Here is a 21,899-nt window from a genome sequence, read left to right on the forward strand (position 1 = left end):
TTCTGAATTTTGGAATTCTGTAAGGGTCTTACATTAAACAGACTGAATTACAGCCGTGAAGTAATTATGAGTGAAAAAATATTAGTTATTGACGATGAAGAACGATTCAGGAAGCTTTTATCCAGAATTATAGGACTGGAAGGTTTCGAAGTTTTACAGGCTGAAAATGTGAAGGAAGCACTCAATATTCTGAATGAGGAGCCGGTAAGCGTGGTGGTTACGGATGTAAAACTGCCGGATGGAAATGGAATGGACCTTTTAGAGCGGATAAAAAAGGAATATCCGCTGATAGAAGTGATATTAATTACCGCTTTTGGCACTATTCAGGATGGGGTGAATGCCATGAAACAGGGAGCGTTTGATTACATCACCAAAGGCGACGAGGACGATCATATCCATGTGGTGGTTGAACGGGCCGCTGAAAAAGCATCCATGAATGCAAAATTGCAGCATCTGGAACAGCGAGTTGAAAGCAAATATGGTTTCGAAAATATAGTGGGAGAATCAGAAGAGATTAAAGAAGCCATCAAGATGGCGAAAAAAGTAGCGCCCTCTGATATGAGCGTGTTGCTGCAGGGCGAAACAGGAACTGGTAAAGAGCTGTTTGCACAGGCTATTCATCAGGCAAGCCCCCGCAAAAAAGGGCCGTTTGTGGCACTCAACTGTAGTGCATTTCCCAAAGATATGCTGGAGTCGGAGTTGTTTGGATTTAAAAAAGGCGCATTCACAGGGGCCACCGAATCCAAAAAGGGATTAATCGAGGAGGCCGACGGCGGCACGCTTTTTTTAGATGAAATTGGTGAAATGGATATAGATTTGCAGGCCAAGTTGCTTCGTTTTTTAGAGAATAAGAAGTTTACCAAACTCGGAGAGACCAAAGAACGGAAAGTCGATATTCGCATTCTTACCGCCACCAATAAAGATTTAAAAAAGGAGGCGGGGGAAGGCACTTTCAGGGATGATCTCTATTATCGTCTGGCGGGATTCAAAATCGAGATACCGCCCCTTCGTGATCGGGACGGCGACATACCTCTGCTGGCAAATTTCTTTCTTCAGCGACTGAATGAAAGGGTTCAGCAGATTGATGAAGCTGCCATGGAACTTCTGATCTCGTATCCGTGGCAGGGTAACATTCGCGAGCTCAAAAATATCATCGAGCGAGCGGCCATCCTGGCCGAAGGATCTGTGATCACACCGGATTTATTGCCTGCCGAATTTCATCATGATGATACCTCTGCCACACCTGTTTCATCCTCAAGCTCCCTGAAACAGGTTGAATGCAATCATATAAAACGGGTGTTGAATCAGGTGAATGGCAACAAAACAAAAGCAGCCGAAATCCTGGATATCGGTACTAGTACGCTGTATCGAAAGATCGAGGAGTACAATATCTAATGTTGCAAGATCACGAGATGAGCCGTGATAAACTTGGAGAGCTGTAGAGGTATCCCACTTTGAAAATTCGACTCTTTCATAATGGGAGAGTAAAAAAACATCTGCCATTTACCATCCTGTTTTTGTTTCTGTTGCCGCAAGACATTGTTGTGGCACAGTATTTTCTTATTGTGTTATAGAGATAAGTCAATCGCATTTGAAGCAGTGATTAAACCATTAGAAACATATCGGGGGGCAGATATTTTTGAAGTTGTCCGTTCAGAGGTTTCCGAAGAGCAATTGTTAGAATCAAAAATCGTAGCGAAGGCAGTGAGCTCTGATCAGGAAAATTTGCAGATTGATTTTAAAGAAGAGGCCCCAAGCCGGGAACAAGCGGTGAAAAAAATCAAAAAGAAAATCGATCGTTATTTGATCGAACATGATTTAAAGTCATTCGAATCAATTTAGAAACTACTTTATTTACCAAACGAAGTATGTTAGCAACTATGGACGATGTGCAGTATAACGAGCACAAACTGGCGGAAAAGGCCCAGCGAATTATTGATCTTCGCAGGCAGCTCGATGAACTTGAAGATCGGAAAAAGGAGCTAAAGAAAGAAAAACCCATTTGTGAAAAAGAGAACTTATCCTATGAAGAATCCATTGAGTTTGGAGAAAAGTTGAATAATTACAAGGATAAGCTCCGGCAAATTGAAGTTAAGACTATGAAATTAGAGCGCCAGCTTTCTGCACTCGAGCTGCAAGCCCAAAAATTAATACCGGTAGCCGGTGTCAGTATAAAAGTTTCTAAATACTCAAACGAGAATCAGCCCATCCAGACATTCTGTATACTGCAAGCGGAAAACGATCAGTCGGATTCAGAGACTGCTATAAGAATTAAAAAAGTGTGATTATTACCAGCACATTTTAGTATTGATGATCACTGAATTAAGTTATTTAGGATTTGCTAATTTTTCCTATCTTCGGTTTCTATGAAAATACCTCATGACTGGAAACAGAAGTGGATCCGGCTACTTAAGCGCTGGCGCGATTTTAAAAAAAGAGCCAATCTTTTCTTTCACCACATCCAGGATGATCTTTATGAAATAGATCAGGTTGCCCAGCCCTATCTTCGGGCTTTCTCCGGATTGCTTATTTTGCTGGTTATCGCCAGTCTGCTTATCCCGCTGGGTTTTGAGGTAACACCCGAAATGCGACAGTTGAATCAGCAGATTGAAGGATGGCTTTTATTCGGTTTTGTATTCAACTTTCTGTTGCGGTTGATATTAACCAGCAATCGTGGTGATTTCCTGCAAAAGCGTTGGTTCGAGGGCGTGCTTTCGATTTTTTCGACATTAATATTGGTTGATATTATTGCTACGGTACCAGTCGTTGAACTGCTCTTCTTTTTTGCTGCAGATCCCGATGCTTTGTTCTTGCAGTTTTTAAAAGGATATCTGCTATTTATTGTCATTGTTAAGTTTGTCCAGTACCTGCCCGAGCTTCTCGAGGATCAAAAAAATACAGGGCGATTTCTGGTTTACAGCTTTCTGTCGCTCATAGCCGCGGGTACTCTTTTGCTGATGCTGCCCGGAGCCACGCAGGATGGACAGGGGCTGGTCTTTATCGATGCCCTGTTTACCGCCACGAGCGCCGTTTGTGTGACAGGTCTTATTGTGGTGGATACCGCTACGCATTTTACGCTTTTTGGGGAGCTGGTGATTATGACGCTCTTTCAGCTCGGCGGTATCGGCATTATTACCTTTGCTACCTTCTTGTTCATTTTTATCAGCGGCGGGTTAGGCGTGGGACAGATGAATACTCTTAAAGATATGGTGGCGGAAAAGAACACCAATCTTGTTACCGCCACATTGAAAAAAGTTGTTGGTTTTACATTTGCGGTGGAAGCTGTTGCCGTTGTCTCGTATTATATTTTTTGGGATATGCAGTTCTCATCCCAGGGGCAGCGATTCCTATTCTCAGTTTTTCATGCTATTTCTGCTTTTTGTAATGCCGGATTTTCGTTGTTTACCAACAGCCTGGCCGATGCTCATAATGCTACAAATTGGGGAATCAATATCACCACGATTTTACTGATTATACTTGGCGGGCTCGGTTTTACGGTTATCTGGGAGATCATTCAGCGCAAAACAGAGAAAAAGCTTTGGCGCCGCCGTCTGTCTGTTCATGCACGGATCGTGGTAGTTACTACGCTCATTTTAATAGCTGTGGGAACAGTCGTTATTCTTTTGCTGGAGTGGAATAGTACGCTTGAAGGTCATTCTGCTCTCGATAAAATATTACTGTCGCTCTTTCAAAGCGTAACCACACGAACAGCGGGCTTTAATACCGTAGATACCGGAGCTATGGGTATACCGGTTATTTTGGGAATGCTCATTTTAATGCTGATTGGCGGATCGCCGGCATCAACGGCGGGCGGTATCAAAACTACGACATTTGCAGTACTCATCCGTTCAATGACAATGACACTCCGGGGCAAAAATCGTATGGAGATATTCAAACGTACCATTCCCCACACTATAATATTTCGGGCAATGACGGTAATTCTGCTGGCCGTTTCCTGGATCAGCATAAGTACCATTGTGCTGATGATTATAGAAGATCATGCTTTTATAGATATATTGTTTGAAGAGGTTTCGGCTTTTGCCACGGTGGGATTATCCCGTGGTATTACAGGTGATTTGACCTCTTGGGGTAAAGCAATAATTATAATGTCGATGTTTGTGGGACGTGTAGGTATTTTGACCTTCATGGCGGCTTTTGCTAGCAGGGCTGACAACCGGAAGTATCGTTACCCAGAGGAAAGCATTATGGTCTCGTAACATTAAACATCAAAAAACTTTGCAAAAGCTTTATGTCATGCTGAACTTGTTTCAGCATCTGAAGCAATTACTCTTTAAAGCTAAAAGTTTGCAACAGACCATGATCTGTCAGCCTCATGGAACATCCGAAGGGTTCTACGGGTCAGTTGGCGAATAGGGTGACATTTTCATTTTTCAAAGTTCTTCATCATTAAATGAATTACATATGAAAAGACGAATTGAATTGCAGTTTGCAGTTATTGGAATTGGCGCCTTTGGCAGTGCTTTGGCCAAGAAACTTTCTGAAGAGGGAGCATACGTTATTGCTATTGATAATAATATGGAGCATATCGAGCAGGTAAAGGATTATGTGTCGGATGCCATCTGTTTTGACGGTACAGATCCCGACCTGCTGGAAGAGCATGGAATTACCAACGTAGATGTAGCTATTATTTCGATTGGAGAGACATTTGAGCCGGTTGTTCTTATAGCTATGCACCTGCTAAATGCAGGCGTAAAAGAAGTGTACGGCCGGGCGGGTTCTTACACCCAGGAGCAGATTCTCAAGCAGATAGGCATTACCGATGTCATCCATCCCGAGCGGCAGGTGGCCGAGCGTATGGGCATTTCGCTGGTCCGGCGTGGCATGTCGGATGTCTTCGATCTTGGTGAAGGCTTGGCGATATTCGAGGTTGAAGCTCCGGATTCAATGGTGGGATACACTCTTTCTGAGCTGGATTTAAGAAAGCGATATCAATTGAATCTGATTACGATAAAACGGCTTAGCGAAAGCGATAAGAAAATAGGTTTACCCGAGAAATATCGTCCCATAGGTATTCCCGATGCCACTACTGAGATCCATCAAAAGGATCGGTTGTTGTTAGTAGGACATAAAGATGACGTAGATAAGATGATGGAAACAAATTAGAGTTGTTGGAAAAATTACCAAGAGGCAGACTGATTTTGGCTCACACTGTCTATCGTTCTTCCCACACTTATAAATGATATTCCCTGTTGATTGGCTGTACTAATCATAACTGCTTCGATAACAGGTTTATTTACAGTCTGTTCAGCCTCCCAAAGCACCAGGAAGTTAGCTCCAACACCACCCCGTAAGTCCTCTTCTTCTACTACATATGAAGTAGATGAGAGAGGAGCTAATAATTCAGGCTCATCAAGGTATCTTTGGACCAGATTTCCATCGGAATCGTAATAAAAAATCTTGGAAATAGTTATAGAAGATTCTAAATCGGTATTTCGAATACTGAGAGTTGCTGTAAGATTAAAAGTACGTTGTCTGTTACGTTGATAAATATGAGAGTAAACAGGAACGTAGACTGTCTCTCCACTAATCGCTTCTGAGCTATATGATATAAAATCTAAGGTATCAGTTACCTGATCATTTTTTTGCTTTTCGCCGAGTGTACTTTTGTTGTTCTGAGTACAGGATATAATACCGAGCAAAACAAGGGAAAGGATTAGTACTTTTGTTAGGAGAAAATTGATGCCTGGTTGAACCCTCATACTTTAAAAGATTTTTCTGTTAATGGATGGTCTTTATCCCTAAAAAGATAATCAGTTTTACATGTTTTCTATAAAATTACTAAGAAACTAGGTATTGAGAGGAAATTACTTGTTATGTATGTTGATATTTATGCTACTCATCGAGAGTAATGAAGATAAGATAAACAACATTCAACCATTTAGGTAACGCTGATCATTGAAATTTTTTACTTCACAACTTGCTCATATTATATCCAGTCCTGATACCCGGTATAACCTTAAACGGCTGGGGCGCTTTTTGGCCATTCTACTATTTATCATTCTGTTATATACGGTCCTTTTCCATTTTATAATGGAATACGAGGGGCGGGATTACAGCTGGATTTCCGGTTTTTACTGGACTCTAACGGTAATGTCTACGTTGGGATTTGGTGATATTACCTTTACCTCTGATTTAGGACGGGCATTTTCAGTGTTGGTTCTTGTAACCGGGATGTTATCACTTCTTGTACTGCTTCCTTTTACATTTATTCAATTTTTCTACGCACCCTGGCTGGAGGCGCAATCAAAAGCACGTGCCCCGAGGGAATTGCCCGAGGAAACCCAGGATCATATTATTATTACTCATTATAATCCAGTAACTCGAGCTTTAATGGAAAAGTTGGAACAGTATGACTATTCCTATGTCCTTCTGGCAAATGAACTGGAAAAAGCTCTTGAATATCATGACGAAGGATACAGCGTGGTTTTTGGAGAGATAGATGATCCGGAAACCTATGAGAAGGTACGGGTCAGGCAGGCTGCTATGGTAGTTGTGATGGGTTCAGATATGGTGAATTCAAATCTTTCAAATACCGTTCGTGAACTTGATGAGGATGTTATTATTGTAGCTACGGCTGACTCTCACGATTCCATCGATCTGCTCAAGATGGCCGGATGTAATCATGTTATTCGCATGGGAGATTTGCTGGGGCGGGCTCTATCCCGCAGAACAATTGGGCAAGACAGTCGTGTTCACGTAATCGGACGCTTTGATCAGTTGGTTGTGGCCGAAGCAATGGCCTACCAAACGCCGCTTGTTGGTAAATCTTTGCTGGAAAGCGGATTAAGAGAAAAGATAGGTATCAATCTGGTTGGAATATGGGAAAGAGGAAAATTTATAAAACCGCATCCCGAGCTGAAAATCAAAGAGGAAAGTGTTCTAATTATGGCGGGTTCTGCTGATCAGCTCCGAAGCTATGATGAAAGCATGGCGATCTACCGGTCGAGCGAAAATCCGGTTATCATTATCGGAGCCGGGCGTGTGGGGCGTAGCATTGCCGAGGCTTTTGATGAGCGCGGGATTGACTACCGGATTGTTGACAAAAATCCGGATCGTATAAAAGATGATGATCGCTACATCCTGGGATCGGCCGAAGACTTTAGCGTTTTGGAGAAAGCGGGCATCCGCGAAGCCCCATGTATTTTAATTACCACACATGATGATGATGATATGAATATTTATCTGACGATCTATTCGCGGAATTTGAGGCCCAATGTTCAAATTATCAGTCGTTCAACATTGCAGCGTAATGTTTCTACATTGCATCGGGCCGGGGCCGATTTTGTACTTTCCTATGCAACGATGGGAGCAAATGCGATCTTTAATATTCTGGAACGCAATGACATCGCCATTGTAGCAGAGGGCTTAAATGTATTTACTGTCAATGCACCTTCGGAATTAGTTGGAAAAACGATTAAGGAATCTGATGTTCGGCAACATACCGGTTGTAACATTCTTTCCATTAGAAAAGACAGTGAGCAGATTGTGAACCCCAAACCTGATTTCCAGATTCCTGATCAAAGTGAGTTGGTACTGGTCGGTACCACTGATGATGAGAAGAAGTTTATGGAGGAATATAGAGAATAAGGTAGATTGATTACCGAGAAAGCCGTTCAATAATGCCCTCCGTTACAGTACGTGGTTTATATTCTCGTCCCCGCGTTATAACCACGGTATCGTCAGATTTTTCTCCTATTTCTTCGGGAATTGATCCAAACAAGGCTTGTCGTACCGCTGTACTGCGGGTGGCCCCAATGCATATCGTATCATAGTTTTTCACAGCTTCTAAAAGTGACCCTCTTACATCGTCAGATACAATGACTTCTGCGGAATAGCTTTCAGGTTGCAAGCCAACTTCATGAGCAAGGGATGTAATGAGCCCTTTCCCTTCTTTTTCAGCATCAATATGCTCATCTGTCTGTGGAGATTGCACCGTTACAAGTGTAAGAGAAGAATCCTCAAAATTCGAAGCTAGCTGTTGGCCACGTCTTACCGCCAAGGCCGAGTTGGGTCCGGTACCTACGAGGACGATGATATTTTGTATCGGTTTATTACCGGCCTTAACCAACGTAATTTCACAGCTGGCATCTTTCACAATCTGATCAATATTCGAGCCTAAAATAGTTGATAGGGTTTCCTTCTGCCGCTCCAACCCAACACCAGGTGCTGTGCCCGTTCTTCACTAATCACATTGAGTACCGCCGAACTAACACTGTGTGCAACTATGGATCGGGTTCGAAGGCCCATTCCGGCTGTTTCAGCCGTCGATCGTGCTTTCGAAAGAAGTTTCTGTTGTCGTTGAACCCGCTCATCTTCGTATTGAATACCCTGTTCAAGCGATGTTTGACGTGGCACTTCCAGCACACTAACCGCTACAATTTCAGCTTCCCCATATCTGGCACCAATAGCACCGCCTATTTGTATAAGATGTTGTTCTGTATCAGGATTGGCCACTGGAACAACAACGCGGTATCGTTCATTGGGAGCAGGAGTTCGAGTACGAGCTGCAATGGCATCACCTACAAGGCTTGGTTTTATAGCCCGGCTGGCTGCATAACCGAAATACCATAGTACTCCAACAATGGCGATACCACCGCCGACCATAAGAACAATAGGGCGCATTTGTGCCACAATCACCAGACAAGATATCGCCCCAAGCAGAGGTATAGTAGGATAAGCCCAGGAAGATAATTTGAAATCCGGATTATAATCTTCCGGCTCGGCTCTGCGCAGTACGATAACTGCTACATGTACAAGCGCATAAGTGATCAGATAGAGAAAGCTGGCCACATCAGCCAGGGTTTCGATACCTACTCCCATTCCTATCAGCACAAGAATGACTATACCGGTGATTAATATAGCACGAAATGGAGTACGAAACTTGCTGTGAACTTTGTTAAGCCAGCTCGTCAGAATTTTATCGCGTCCCATGGCAAAATTAACCCGGGCCGCGGAAAGTATAGACGCATTTGCGCTCGAAACGGTGGCTAACAGAGCTCCTATAACCATCATTAATGCTCCGATGGTGCCCAGATATTCACTAGCCACATCGGCCACCGGAATATAAGAGTCGGCAAGTTCGGCGACAGGTAACACTCCTGTAGAGACCAACATCACCAAAACATAAAATACCATTGGGGTAAGTACCGAGGCGATCATTGATAGCGGCAGGTTTCGGCCTGGATCTTTTATTTCTTCGGCACTGGTGGCGATTACCTCAAAGCCGATAAATGAAACATATACGGTAGCGGCTGTTGATGCTACTGCTCCCCATCCATTTGGATTAAACGGGCGAAAGACGCTCCAGTCGATATTGAAGACGCCGAAAGCCAGAAAAACGAGGATAAATCCGATCAAAAGGATCACAATAAGATTTTGAAGAACGCCGGCCTCTTTTACCCCGCGATAATTGACGGCAATGAGCAAGACCGCCATTCCCAGAGCTGACCAGGCAACAGGAATATTGCCGTAGAAAAAAGTCAGATACTGCCCAAAGCCCAGCATATAAAAAGCCGTCGCAAACATAAGGCCTGCCCACATACTCCAGCCAACGACAGACCCAAAGAAGCTACCCATGGCACGATTTACATAATAATAACTTCCTCCCGCTTTTGGCATTCCGGTAGCTAATTCGGAGAGAGAAAGGGCTGTTAATAGTGATACAACTCCACCGATTGCGAATGAAATCATGCCTGCAGGACCGGCATTGTTTGCTACAATACCCGGCAGCACAAAAATACCGGCGCCAATCATTGTGCCTACACCAATGGTATAGGCTTCCAGAAAACCCAGGTCGCGGGCAAGTTCTTGATCTCCTGTTTGTTCAGCCATAAAAGCAGTTGTGAGGAACTAATTAGGATGAAAATTACGAAAGCTGTTAAACTACAAATTTTAACACAGATCACAACTGATTTACCGATAATAGAGTTCTTTTGATTAATAGAAATAGTATTATGCTATATATCTTCTTTTTAAAAGAATAAATCCATGGATGATTCTCATTTAACAGATGTTTTAGAAACGCTGAATCCACCGCCCGGTTTTAAACCCTGGCACGGCGGGCCAACATTGTCGGGCGCTCTGCGTGGTGTAAAGGCTGATCAGGCCGCATGGAAGCCGGCGCCGGATCGGCACTCCATATGGGAGCTGGCTCTGCATATTGCCTACTGGAGGTACAGGGTCAGACGTTATTTCGACCCTGATTCGGAAAAAGGATTTCCGCGTTCGCCAGCCAACTTTCCCGAAATAAGCGACCGGTCCGAAGAAGCTTGGAAAAAGGATAAGCTTGTGATAAATAAGGAACATGATAAGCTGATGTTGGCTATCCATTCGTTTCCAGAGCGTCGATTATATGACAAAATTGATTCGGGAAAAGAGTGGACTTACAGCCAGCTGCTTGTTGGGATTACGGTACATGACGCCTATCATATCGGACAAATTCAGCTGATGAAGCGGCTGTATAGCAGCATGGATTACTACGGGAAACGATAGGAATGTTTCATTTAATCCTATTATATATTTCAGTACCTTTGTTTCTGGTATCAATGACAGATAGTAAGCTATAATCTTACTTAAAAATCCATTTTTATGTCGAGCAGAGAAAAAGCGGAAGATGCCGCTCTCCAAAAAATGCACGCACTGGGAGCTGGCCCGGATCAAAATCGTCCCATGGAGTTTTTCTTGTACTTCCCCACTGAGTGGGATGCTTATGTGGCAGCTTCACAACTGATAAACCTGCAGTTTAATACTTCTGTGAATTATTCTGATCATTCTGATGAATGGCTGTGCCTGGCAACAAAGAAGATCAAACCCAAAACAGAGCGGCTGGTTGAACTGGGCAATTTTTTGGAGAAGCTGGCGGCCGGCAATAACGGCAATTATGATGGATGGGGAACAGTTGTGCTTGACTTAGATGGTGGTGCGAATTAAGTATAAATCTGTATGGCTAAGGTCATTTATCTAAGGAAAGATGAAACTATTGAGCAATTGAATAGAAAGCTTCAGCGTGCTCAAAAAGATATGGGTGGTATTAGTACTGAAAAATATTCCGGCTCTATAACAATAAGGGAGGATCCGAGAGTCTATCAGAAGGAAAAGAGAAATGAGTGGAATTAAGTGAGTTTGCTCATTGATACCAATATCGCTCTTTACTTGTTAGGCGGAGATCCGAAATTAGCTGGTCTGCTTGATAATGTGGTTCTGCATTTGTCGTTTGTCTCAGAGCTGGAGCTGCTTTCCTATCCTGAATTAACAAGCGATAATCAGAGGAAGATGGAACAGTTCATAGATGATTGTCTGATTATTGATATTACTGTTCCCATTAAGAAACAGGCGATTGCAATCCATAAGAATACTGATCTGAAGCTGCCGGATGCACTTATTGCGGGATCGGCTATTGCCGAGCAGTTACCTTTTTTATCTGCGGATAAGGATTTTGAACGAGTGGATGACTTGCATTTGTTTACTTATGAAGTGTAACACCAAATGAAGATTAAATACTGAATACCTAAATATGAATATTTTTGCGGTAATTATTTTAGCAACTCTGGCCATCGATTTTGTTCTGAACTTGGTCAGTGACTATCTGAATCTCCAGTCGCTGGATAAGGGACTGCCCGATGAATTCAGTGATGTATATGACGAGGAGACATATGACAAGTCCCAGCGATATACAAAGGAGCGCACGAAATTTGGTATCTTTACTTCCGCCTTTAACCTGGCGGTACTGCTGGTATTTTGGTTTGCCGGTGGATTTCAATGGCTGGATGAGATCGTCCGCAGCTGGGAGCTTGGTGTTATCTGGACCGGCTTGGTCTATATCGGGATTTTGATTTTTGCCAAAAGCATCCTGTCGTTGCCATTCAGTATCTATTCAACTTTTGTGATTGAAGAAAAGTACGGCTTTAACAAAACCACGCCCAAAACGTTTGTGCTGGATTTAGTAAAGGGGTTAGGATTGAGTATTGTGCTCGGAGGTCCGCTGCTGGCGGGAATACTCGCGTTTTTCACCTTCATTGATCAGTATGCCTGGCTGTACGCGTGGGCAGCGGTGACTGCCTTTACGCTCTTTATCCAGTTCATTGCCCCCACCTGGATCATGCCAATTTTCAATGATTTTGAGCCGCTCGAAGAGAGTGACCTGCAAAAGAAAATTCGCGAATATGCCGACAAGGTAAATTTTGCTATGGAAGGGGTGTATGTAATGGACGGATCCAAGAGAAGTAGTAAATCAAATGCCTTTTTTACCGGCTTTGGTAAAAATAAACGTATTGCGCTCTACGACACGCTGATCGAAAATCACGAGGAGGATGAGCTGGTGGCTGTGCTGGCTCATGAAATCGGCCACTATAAAAAGAAGCATATCATAAAAAATATGTCTATCAGCATCGCTCAAACAGGAATCATGTTCTTTCTTCTCTCCATATTCTTGAATTCAGAAGGATTGTATGATGCCTTCTACATGGAGCAGATGTCGGTCTATGCCGGGCTTATTTTCTTCGGGATGCTCTATGCACCTATCGATATGATCGTGTCGGTATTCATGCAGATTTTATCGCGAAAATATGAGTTTGAGGCTGATGAGTTTGCCTCTACCACCTACAAAAAAGAGCCGATGATCAATGCCCTAAAGAAGCTATCCAAAGATAACCTGTCGAATCTGACGCCGCATCCGTTTTATGTGTTTCAGAATTATTCGCATCCCCCCGTGCTCGAGCGGATCAAAGCGATTCGGGGCGGTTGATGATTTCACCACTAAGGCACTAAGCGCGCTCTAAGGTTATCAAATTACATATCTCTGGTGCAAACGGGTTAGTTATTATTCATCGGACGACAAACCCAGTCGTCCGACGAAGTCTCAATCATACCTCTACATCCCATATCCGCTCGCAATAATCGCGGATTGAGCGGTCGGAGGAAAAATGTCCCATATTTGCGACGTTAATTATGGCTTTCTTATTCCAATCAAATTCATTGCGATAATTGGCTGCTACTTCTTCCTGTTTATCCACGTAACGCCGATAATCTGCCAGCACCATAAAATAGTCGCCTTGATTTAAGAGCGCATTGGTAATCGGATGAAAGAGATCCGGTTCATCGGGACTAAAGAAACCGTCGTGAATCTGGTCGATTACGCGTTTAAGCTCTTCATCATTTTCATATATATCCTGGGGATTATAACCCCGGGCACGGACATCTTCTATCTCATCTACGGTATGTCCGAAAATAAAGATGTTTTCTTTGCCCACTTGCTCGCGGATCTCGATGTTTGCGCCGTCAAGCGTGCCAATCGTGAGCGCACCATTCAGTGCAAACTTCATATTCCCTGTGCCCGAGGCTTCCATTCCTGCCGTCGAAATTTGCTCTGACAGGTTAGCAGCCGGAATCATCTTTTCAGCCAGCGACACACTGTAGTTTGGCAAAAATACCACCTTCAATCGGTCCGCAACTTCCGGGTCGTGATTAATAATATCGGCTACATTATTAATAAGCTTGATATGCATCTTTGCCATTGTATAACCCGGTGCAGCTTTTCCAGCAAACAACAGTGTACGAGGTTCAATATCCGCATTGGGATTATCCTTGATGCGGTTGTACAGCGTGATAGCGTACATTACTGCCATCAGCTGACGCTTGTACTCGTGAATTCGTTTAATCTGTATATCAAAGATCGATTCCGGATTTACCGTGATGCCTTGTGTTTCTTTGATGTAATCGGCCAGGCTCTGCTTGTTACGAAGCTTAATGGCTTTAAACTCTTCCTGAAAAGATTCATCTGCGGCAAACTGCTCTACCTCTTTCAGCTGATCCAGATGCGTAACCCAATCATCTCCAATTCGATCGGTAATAAGATCAGCCAACTCCCGGTTACATTGTCGCAGCCAACGCCGGGGTGTAATGCCGTTGGTTACATTGGTAAACTTATCGGAATAATGGTCGCTGAAATCCTTGAAAATCGTCTTTTTCATCAGGTCGCTGTGCAGCTTTGAAACACCATTCACTTTATTGGCGCCCACTATTCCCAGGTTACCCATCCGGATTCGTGCATCCATTTCATTACTGATAATGCGCATCCGGTTTTTCTTATCCCGCTTATCATTTTCACTTTTAACTTCTATGCTGTCCAAAAAGCGGCGATCAATTTCACGGATGATCTGTACGTGACGGGGCAACAGATTCGACATCAGCGATAGCGGCCATTTTTCGAGTGCCTCCGGCATTAGCGTATGATTGGTATAATTTATCGTCTGCTTGACAATATCCCAGGCCGGTTCCCACTTTAGGCCTTCCTCATCCATCAGCATACGCATAAGTTCGGGCACAGCCAAATTGGGATGGGTATCATTGCACTGAATGGCCATTTGGTCCGGAATCTTGCGAAAATCATCAAACTGCTTTTTAAAGCGATTCATCGCGTCTTGCAGCGAGGCCGAAACCAAGAAATACTCCTGTTTCAGGCGCAGCTCCTGACCTTTAAACACCTTATCATTGGGATACAGCACACGCGAAATATTTTCTTCGAGCAGGTTATTTCGCACCGCATCAATATAATCGCCTTGGTTAAAGCTTTTGAGGTCAAATCCCTCATCAGAGGTAGCTTTCCAAAGCCTCAAATGATTCACTGTTTCATTACGAAAACCGGGGATGGGGGTGTCATAAGCCAGTGCTATCACATTGTGCGTATTCACCCACTCAAAATGCAGACGATCATTCTCTCCCTTACTCGTATGCACCTCTCCATAAAATGGGACGCTAAACTTCTTTTTGGGGCGAACGACGCTCCATGGATAGCCATACTGCAGCCACAGGTCCGGCTTTTCGATCTGCCAACCATTTTCGATATCCTGATCAAAAATGCCATAATCGTAGCGAATGCCATAGCCGATTGCCGGAACTCCCAATGTTGCCATTGAATCAAGATAACAAGCCGCCAGGCGACCGAGTCCGCCATTGCCAAGTCCTGCATCCACTTCGGCCTGACGAACTTTGTCGTAATCCAGGCCGAGATCTTCCATCGCATCGGCAGCGGCATCCTGCAGTCCCAGATTGATGAGCATATTATCCAACAGCCGGCCAATCAGGTATTCCATCGACAGATAATACACCCGTTTTGATTTATTTTGATAATACCGCTGCTGGGTTTTTATCCAGCGTTCATGAAGACGATCCATTACGGCCATTACCACACTGCGGTAGTGGTCCCATTCGGTGGATGAAAACTCATCTTTGGCCAGCGTGAAGTGCAGATGTTGTTTTATATCTTCCCGAAACGAATCGACATCCATACCGGTGCGGGGGTTGACGGTAGTATCTGTAGGCATTACGTGGTGGTTAAATTGCTGAAGTAATTTATGCAGTAAGTAATGATGAAATTATTAAAATTAAAAGAGAAGAATTTTGGGCATTTCTGTAGGAGGTGTGGGTATGAGGGAAAAGGGTTAAGGATATAGGTGTGTTAGATTTTACCCTTTGCGGTAGATGCCGTAATCAGGTTTGAATCCGGGTTTAGTGAGGCTGGATGGCAGATCAAGATCAAGAAATCCTTTATATGCATCAGTGGCTACAAAGCCTTGCTCAAAAATACCGTACACCGCCGATCCGCTACCGGTCATGGAGGCGTAAACAGCACCAAACTCATACATCTGATCCTTGAGATTGCCTGCCACATGAATGCGTGGAAATACCGATTTCTCCAGGTCATTGGTCAGCATATATTGCCACTCGTCAATCTCGGTTTCCGTAAGCGTTTTTTTGAGATCAAAATCCGGTTCCGGGTTCGGCTGGCAATATTTGTAGGCCTCGGCTGTGCTGCTTGGCTCATCCGGGTAGCAGGCCACAATCCAGTGATTGGGTTGAATATCGAGCTCTTCTATTTGATGACCTATGCCTTTGCCAATGCCGGTTTCCCCTTTGATGAAGAAAGGCACATCAGCACCCAAATCCCGGCTCAAATCGATGAGCTCGTCATCACTTAATCCCATCTGTTCTATCTTGTTGAGCATTCGGAGCGTCAGTGCGGCATTACTGCTGCCGCCGCCGAGTCCCGCGCCGGCCGGTATTCGTTTATCTACACGGATCAGGTAATTGCTTTTGAGTCCTACATAACGATCGAGCACTTCTATAGCCTTGTTAATTAGATTGCCTTCATCGGTGGGAATTTCTTCATCACTGAGATCAAGCTTCATTTCGGGGGCTTTACGCACTTCAAAATGATCGCGCCAGTCGAGAAAGCAGAAGCCCGTTTCTATCGCATGATAGCCGGTGGGAAGGCGCTCCAGCACATGCAATCCAAGATTGATTTTGGCATAAGAATCGGCAATCCAAGTTTCGTTACTCATTTTAACTTTTTTGCATTTAAGGCTGAATCAAGCATCTGAGCTTTAAAAAAATACCATGTCATGCTGAACTTGGTTCAGCATCTATTGCTAAATTTTATTTATAGCTTCTAAATCATGTTTTATCTGTAGATCCTGAAATAAATTCAGGATGACACACATTTTTTTCAAAGCTCTTAAAGTTATTCCTGATCTAAAAACTGATCTTTTATCTCCATCATGTAATCGAAAGCGGCATCGTGTTCATTGGGGATCTCGCCCTCTAAAATTGCTTCTTTAATCGCATCTTTGATATCTCCGATCACCGGACCAGGATCAAGATCGAGAGCTTCCATAATCTCATCACCACTCACTGGATTTGTCCAGTTACGAATGCGATCTTTCTTTTCGACCTCTTCGATTTTTTTCTCTACGTAATCAAAATTTTTATTGTACTGCTTAACCTTATAGTCATTTTTACTGGTGATGTCGGCCCGGCACAGCATCATCAGGTCGTCGATATCGTCACCGGCCTCATAAATCAGACGCCGCACTGCGCTGTCGGTCACTTCGTCAGAAACCAGCGCAATCGGACGCAAGTGGAGACGAACGAGTTTACGGACATATCGCATCCGTTCATCCAGCGGAAGCCCTAAGCGACGGAATATCGGCTCTACCCAGTTTGCCCCCAGAGCATCGTGACCGTGGAATGTCCAACCGGTGCCGGGGACAAATTTTTGCGTCGCCGGCTTGGCAATATCATGCATGATGGCCGCCCATCGCAGCCAAAGGTCACCGCCCATTTCAGCTACATTATCGAGTACTTTCAGCGTATGCCAAAAGTTGTCCTTGTGACGAACCCCGCGCACTTCTTCCACACCGTGCAGGTCTACCATCTCCGGAAAGAAATGGTGCAGCAGTCCTGTTTTAAAAAGGTGATCAAAACCGATTGAAGGTTTCGGTGCCATTATAATTTTGTTCAGCTCCTCGATAATCCGCTCCTTGGAGATGATCTCAATCCGTTCGGCCATCTCCTCTATTCCCTTATATGTCTGCGGCTCGATATCAAACTGCAGTTCGGTAGCAAAACGTATAGCACGCATCATCCGCAGGGGATCATCCTCAAACGTCTCGAGCGGATCTACCGGCGTTCGAATCAGCTGTTTTTTGAGATCCTGTATACCTTTAAAGGGATCGATGAGTTCACCATAATTTTCTTTATTCAGCGACCATGAAAGCGCGTTAATGGTAAAGTCGCGACGCATTTGATCATCTTCCATCGTACCGTCTTCAACGATTGGCTTACGGGAGTCGCTGCGATAACTTTCCTTGCGTGCGCCGACAAATTCCAGGTCCATGTTTTGGTATTTGATGTGCGCGGTGCCGAACTGTTTGAAGATTGAAAAGTTGTCAGTATTTAACTTTTCAGCCACCTTTCGGGCCAGTTCAATACCCGACCCTATCGTCACAAAATCGATATCCAGATCTTCGGCGTTTTTAGTTCTGTCGAGGTAAAAATCCCGCACATAGCCTCCCACAACGTATACATCTTGCCCTACGTCTTCGCCGGCATCAGCGATAACATCAAATACTTTTTTATGTTCAGGATGAATATCTTGCACGTCAAATTCGTTGGTTATATGTCAGCTGAAAACGAGCGTAAAAATAATAACAAATAAGCTTGCTTTCAGGTATTGTTTGCATAATATTTTAATCACTATTTGAACAAAAAATAATTGTGAAATCGTCTCCCGCCAAAGCTGCGCTGCGCATTAGCCTGCTGGTTTCATTTATTTCGCTGGGACTCAAAGTCAGCGGATTCTGGATTACCAGCTCTACTACTGCCCTTTCTGATGCAGCAGAATCGGTGATTCACGTTCTTGCTGTTTCATTTGTGTATTACGGATTACTGCTCAGCAACAAACCCGCCGACGAAAAGCATCTATACGGTCACGAGCGAGTTGAATTCTTATCCGTAGGGATTGAAGGGGCCGTCATTACGTTAGCCGGCATCACAATTATTTATCAGTCGGTAACTAACTATCTGTATGGACATGATTTGCAGCAGTTGATGAACGGAGTTTACTTAATTGGTGGAGCAGGGGTTGTCAATCTCATTCTCGGCAACTATCTGCTTAGAGTTGGTCGCCGCGAAAATAACATGATGGTTATCAGCAATGCGAAACACACGTTGACCGATGTTTGGACGAGTGCCGGTGCCGTGGCTACGCTGTTAATCATTCGATTTACCGATTTCATTCTGCTCGATTCCATTGTTGCGGCTATACTTGCTTTATACATCATGTACGAAGCCTTTAAGCTGCTAAAATATTCTGTCGATGGGCTTATGGATTCGCGTAATCCGAAGGTGGATAAAGCTATACGAAAAGAGCTGAATAAAGAGCTGCCCGGGGCAATGACAGACGTTCACAATCTCCGACACCGTACGACCGGTAACACCACATGGATCGAGCTGCATGCGGTTTTTGAGGAAGAGGTAGATCTTGAAAAAGCACATAGCGATGCTACGCTCTTGGAAAAAAGACTCATCAATGCTGTTGACGGCGATGTAATTGTTACTATTCATCTCGAACCAGAAGGCCATCATAAAGATGTACATGATACACTAAAAGACGCCGACCAAAACCGTCCGCTCGAGGATTTTATTTAACTGCAGTAGTGAGTTATGAGTCGTGAGTCTTGAGGATAGGTTTACAAAAACTCATAACTCAAGACTCATGACTCAAGACTATTAAACTTCAATTCCGATCTTCGAGTGATCACCCAAATGCACTTCCTGATCAACACCCTTTAATTCAACATGTCGGCCGATCGTAGAATTTTCGATATTGCAATCTTCAAGGTGTGACTGTTCCTGAACCAGACTGTTTTTAATAGTGCACTTCTTGAGTGTGGTGCCCTCGGCAATGCTGGCTTTCGGACCCACAATACAATTTTCAAGCTCAACCTCATTCCCAATATATACGGGAGGAATAATTTTCGTATCGGGGAAGCGGTCTTCATCGATCTCCTCGTATTCTTTTTCGGTAATGATACCCGACGTCTCCAGCCAGGCCGGCAGGGTGCCGCAATCAAGCCACTGATCGACGGTAGCCTTTCGGAACAGCTTGCCATCTTTAAGCAGCCGGTCTAGCGCGTCCGTAAGCTGGAATTCATTACCTTTGCCACGAATATTATTTTCGAGCAGGTATTCTATCTCTTTTTTGAGCTGTTCAGCTTCTTTAAAATAATAAACCCCGATAATGGCCAGATTTGATATTGGCTCGTCGGGCTTTTCTACAAAATCTGTAATCTTTCCATCCTTTTCGACGGCCACGCCAAAACGCGAAGGATCATCTACCTCTTTTAACCAGACAACGCTGTCGGCATCCTCAATGGATACGGAACCTTCCATGTCAAAAATAGTATCCGCAAATACAATGATACATTCGCCGCTAAGATCTTCTTCGGCGCAGTATACAGCATGAGCTGTTCCTTCGGCCGATTCCTGGACGCGAAATCGCGCCTCGGCATTTTGGCGGTCGCTCATAGCTTTAAGAGCATCTTTAATCTCCTGACCAAAATCAGGACCAAGAATAAATACGATTTCATCAATAGTGCGATCAAGTGTGCGTGCAAACGTCTCTACGATTCGTTCCACTATCATCTTTCCGGCGACGGGCAATAATGGTTTGGGAACGGTGTGCGAATGGGGCCGGACTCTTGTACCTCGGCCTGCCATTGGGATTATTAATTTCATATATTTGAACGAATTTTAGATGAAAGTTTACCTATTTTGTTAGCGCGTTAATATAACGGAAGTTCCATACTTTAGCGACCGCTCCTCACTGCAATACTCATAAATGAAGAACATCTAATTTGAACTGGTACACAGATTTTGTAGATATCCTGATTCTGGCCTTTGTCCTTGTCCTGGCGCGGCATACTTTTCTTCGGGGACGTTATTTTTTGCACATCTTTCAGCAGCAGGGATATAAATTCAACGAATACTGGCACTGGCTTTTTGATAACTGGAATCAGCGGGTGATTACACCTGAGCACGTGCTGTACAACATCATCATATTTGTGCTGCTTTTCTTCATGTCGAACGTGATTACAGGCAGTGCCGCTATTATCATCTTGTCCACTTTCGGCTTCTTCTGGTTTGGTCCGTTTAATTATTATGGCGGCGAAGAAACCAAAAAACCGCTCGTGTTTACGCCGAGGATGATTCGTCTGACAATTCCTTTTGCTATTTTTATTCTGCTTATTCCTGTATTTGCTACTTATATCGCCTATACCGGGCATATTCCGTTTACTCCGTACCAGATCGAACAATCAGTATTGTACGCAGCGGATATTTACCTGCTTGCTTTTGGGTGGGTGTTGGGTAATGCATTGGTCCCTTTCTTTATTTTTCTGGCGGGATTGTTGATGAAACCTGTCGAAGCGTATGTTCATCGTCATTTTATAAAGCTGGCCAAGGATAAACTGGCCCGGATGCCGGATCTTACCGTTATTGCCATCACAGGAAGCTACGGTAAAACAAGTACTAAATTTATGATTCGCGACTTGCTAAGTGAACGCTATGCAGTCTGTTCTACACCCGGCAGTTACAATACTCCCATGGGAATTTGCAAAGTTATTAATAACGACCTGGAGGCGCGTCACCAGGTGTTAGTGCTCGAAATGGGCGCGCGTTACGAAGGAAATATCGATGAGCTTTGCGACATCGCCGAGCCTGATATTGCCGTTGTGACAAATGTCGGCATAGCGCATCTCGAAACGTTTGGCTCTCAGGATGCTATTGCACGAACGAAATCCACACTGGTTAGGCGGGCTAAATCTGGTGGTAAAGCTGTTCTCAATGCGGATGACGAGCGTGTATCAGCAATGGCGGATTTGCGCGATGATCTGGAGATCACCAAAGTAGGTTTGGAGTCGGGAGATATTCGTGCCGAGAATATAGCATACGGGCCTGATGGAATGACATTTACCGTAACTACAGGTGAGGAGGATGAAAAGTTTGTTATGCAGCTTCTGGGAGCTCATAATGCCCAGAACATGCTGTTTGCGGTAGGCGTAGCTAAATCATTGGGGCTCCGCCTCACCACGATGGCAATGGCCGCCGCACGGATGGAGCCGGTAGAACATCGTCTGGAGCTGAAACAGCAGGGGGATATCACCGTTATTGATGATGCTTTTAACTCTAATCCGGTAGGTGCAAAAAATGCTGTTGAAATGCTTGCTGAATTCAACAGTGGACGCAGAATTATTATTACACCCGGTATGATTGAGCTGGGTGAGCTTCAGGAAGAAAAAAACCGGGAGTTTGGTCAGCAAATAGGAGAAGCCGGTCTGGATTTGGTCCTTCTCGTAGGAGAAAACCAGACAAAAGCTATTAAGGAAGGAATCAAATCAACTGGTTTTGATATGGAAAAAGTACAGACTGTACGAAGCCTTTACGAGGCCAATCGTGTAATGCAGGATTACGCTCAAAAAGGTGATGTGGTACTGTATGAAAATGACTTGCCGGACACGTTTAATGAATGATTGAATGGTTGA

General features: G+C 44.1%; 18 protein-coding genes and 1 pseudogene. 13 read left to right on the plus strand and 6 right to left on the minus strand.

The window, feature by feature from the left end; genetic code table 11:
* Positions 1–66: 66 nt before the first annotated feature.
* The 5 genes from ACT3ID_RS01695 (at position 67) to ACT3ID_RS01715 (ending at position 5,124) form a co-directional block, all read left to right on the plus strand.
* Positions 67–1,395 (plus strand): sigma-54-dependent transcriptional regulator, encoded by a 1,329-nt coding sequence (locus ACT3ID_RS01695; RefSeq protein WP_491540242.1) that lies wholly within the window; start codon positions 67–69, stop codon positions 1,393–1,395.
* Between the two features lie 204 nt (positions 1,396–1,599).
* Entirely contained in the window at positions 1,600–1,842 is a 243-nt protein-coding gene (locus tag ACT3ID_RS01700; RefSeq protein ID WP_491540243.1) for a hypothetical protein, read from the plus strand.
* A 26-nt stretch (positions 1,843–1,868) separates the two neighbouring features.
* Entirely contained in the window at positions 1,869–2,285 is a 417-nt protein-coding gene (locus ACT3ID_RS01705; RefSeq protein ID WP_491540244.1) for a hypothetical protein, read from the plus strand.
* 81 nt (positions 2,286–2,366) lie between these two features.
* The gene (locus ACT3ID_RS01710) at positions 2,367–4,217 is read left to right on the plus strand and encodes a TrkH family potassium uptake protein (RefSeq protein ID WP_491540245.1); all 1,851 of its coding nucleotides are present in this window, start codon (positions 2,367–2,369) and stop codon (positions 4,215–4,217) included.
* A 205-nt stretch (positions 4,218–4,422) separates the two neighbouring features.
* Entirely contained in the window at positions 4,423–5,124 is a 702-nt protein-coding gene (locus ACT3ID_RS01715) for a potassium channel family protein (protein ID WP_491540246.1), read from the plus strand.
* A gap of 14 nt (positions 5,125–5,138) precedes the next feature.
* Here ACT3ID_RS01715 and ACT3ID_RS01720 read toward each other — a convergent pair whose 3' ends face one another.
* Entirely contained in the window at positions 5,139–5,720 is a 582-nt protein-coding gene (locus ACT3ID_RS01720; protein WP_491540247.1) for a DUF3124 domain-containing protein, read from the minus strand.
* Positions 5,721–5,916: 196 nt separating this feature from the next.
* Between ACT3ID_RS01720 and ACT3ID_RS01725 the strand changes: the two genes are divergently transcribed.
* The gene (locus ACT3ID_RS01725; RefSeq protein ID WP_491540248.1) at positions 5,917–7,608 is read left to right on the plus strand and encodes a potassium channel family protein; all 1,692 of its coding nucleotides are present in this window, start codon (positions 5,917–5,919) and stop codon (positions 7,606–7,608) included.
* A 10-nt stretch (positions 7,609–7,618) separates the two neighbouring features.
* Here the strand turns inward: ACT3ID_RS01725 and ACT3ID_RS01730 are convergent.
* Positions 7,619–9,852 (minus strand): annotated as a pseudogene (locus tag ACT3ID_RS01730) (amino acid permease).
* 156 nt (positions 9,853–10,008) lie between these two features.
* On the opposite strand from ACT3ID_RS01730, the gene ACT3ID_RS01735 reads away from it, so the two are divergent.
* The 5 genes from ACT3ID_RS01735 (at position 10,009) to ACT3ID_RS01755 (ending at position 12,763) form a co-directional block, all read left to right on the plus strand.
* Positions 10,009–10,512, plus strand: coding sequence for a DinB family protein (locus ACT3ID_RS01735; protein ID WP_491540249.1), 504 nt, complete (start codon positions 10,009–10,011; stop codon positions 10,510–10,512).
* A gap of 96 nt (positions 10,513–10,608) precedes the next feature.
* On the plus strand, positions 10,609–10,950 hold the full coding sequence (locus ACT3ID_RS01740) for a ribonuclease E inhibitor RraB (protein ID WP_491540250.1): 342 nt from the start codon (positions 10,609–10,611) through the stop codon (positions 10,948–10,950).
* A 12-nt stretch (positions 10,951–10,962) separates the two neighbouring features.
* A complete protein-coding gene (locus ACT3ID_RS01745; protein WP_491540251.1) occupies positions 10,963–11,136 on the plus strand; it encodes a hypothetical protein in 174 nt (57 codons plus the stop codon).
* Entirely contained in the window at positions 11,137–11,499 is a 363-nt protein-coding gene (locus tag ACT3ID_RS01750) for a type II toxin-antitoxin system VapC family toxin (protein ID WP_491540252.1), read from the plus strand.
* Between the two features lie 34 nt (positions 11,500–11,533).
* Positions 11,534–12,763 (plus strand): M48 family metallopeptidase, encoded by a 1,230-nt coding sequence (locus ACT3ID_RS01755; RefSeq protein WP_491540253.1) that lies wholly within the window; start codon positions 11,534–11,536, stop codon positions 12,761–12,763.
* A gap of 118 nt (positions 12,764–12,881) precedes the next feature.
* Here the strand turns inward: ACT3ID_RS01755 and ACT3ID_RS01760 are convergent, their stop codons facing one another.
* The 3 genes from ACT3ID_RS01760 to ACT3ID_RS01770 all read right to left on the minus strand — a co-directional run bounded on the left by ACT3ID_RS01760 (position 12,882) and on the right by ACT3ID_RS01770 (position 17,956).
* Positions 12,882–15,341: a glycogen/starch/alpha-glucan phosphorylase gene (locus ACT3ID_RS01760; RefSeq protein WP_491540254.1), complete on the minus strand. Its 2,460-nt coding sequence runs from the start codon at positions 15,339–15,341 to the stop codon at positions 12,882–12,884.
* 141 nt (positions 15,342–15,482) lie between these two features.
* Positions 15,483–16,358 carry a 4-(cytidine 5'-diphospho)-2-C-methyl-D-erythritol kinase gene (ispE, locus tag ACT3ID_RS01765; protein WP_491540255.1) on the minus strand — a complete coding sequence of 292 codons (876 nt, stop codon included), beginning with the start codon at positions 16,356–16,358 and terminating at the stop codon, positions 15,483–15,485.
* Between the two features lie 179 nt (positions 16,359–16,537).
* Positions 16,538–17,956 carry a CCA tRNA nucleotidyltransferase gene (locus ACT3ID_RS01770; protein WP_491540256.1) on the minus strand — a complete coding sequence of 473 codons (1,419 nt, stop codon included), beginning with the start codon at positions 17,954–17,956 and terminating at the stop codon, positions 16,538–16,540.
* 116 nt (positions 17,957–18,072) lie between these two features.
* Here ACT3ID_RS01770 and ACT3ID_RS01775 point away from each other — a divergent pair, with 116 nt between their 5' ends.
* Positions 18,073–19,005, plus strand: a complete 933-nt coding sequence (locus ACT3ID_RS01775) for a cation diffusion facilitator family transporter (RefSeq protein ID WP_491540257.1) — start codon at positions 18,073–18,075, stop codon at positions 19,003–19,005.
* 81 nt (positions 19,006–19,086) lie between these two features.
* On the opposite strand, the gene ACT3ID_RS01780 is transcribed toward ACT3ID_RS01775, so the two are convergent.
* Complete coding sequence (locus tag ACT3ID_RS01780) at positions 19,087–20,094, minus strand: sugar phosphate nucleotidyltransferase (RefSeq protein WP_491540258.1); 1,008 nt, start codon at positions 20,092–20,094, stop codon at positions 19,087–19,089.
* Between the two features lie 119 nt (positions 20,095–20,213).
* Between ACT3ID_RS01780 and ACT3ID_RS01785 the strand changes: the two genes are divergently transcribed.
* Complete coding sequence (locus ACT3ID_RS01785; RefSeq protein WP_491540259.1) at positions 20,214–21,887, plus strand: UDP-N-acetylmuramoyl-tripeptide--D-alanyl-D-alanine ligase; 1,674 nt, start codon at positions 20,214–20,216, stop codon at positions 21,885–21,887.
* Positions 21,888–21,899: the final 12 nt, after the last annotated feature.

The sequence above is a fragment of the Fodinibius sp. GM108 genome (genome assembly GCF_058386985.1).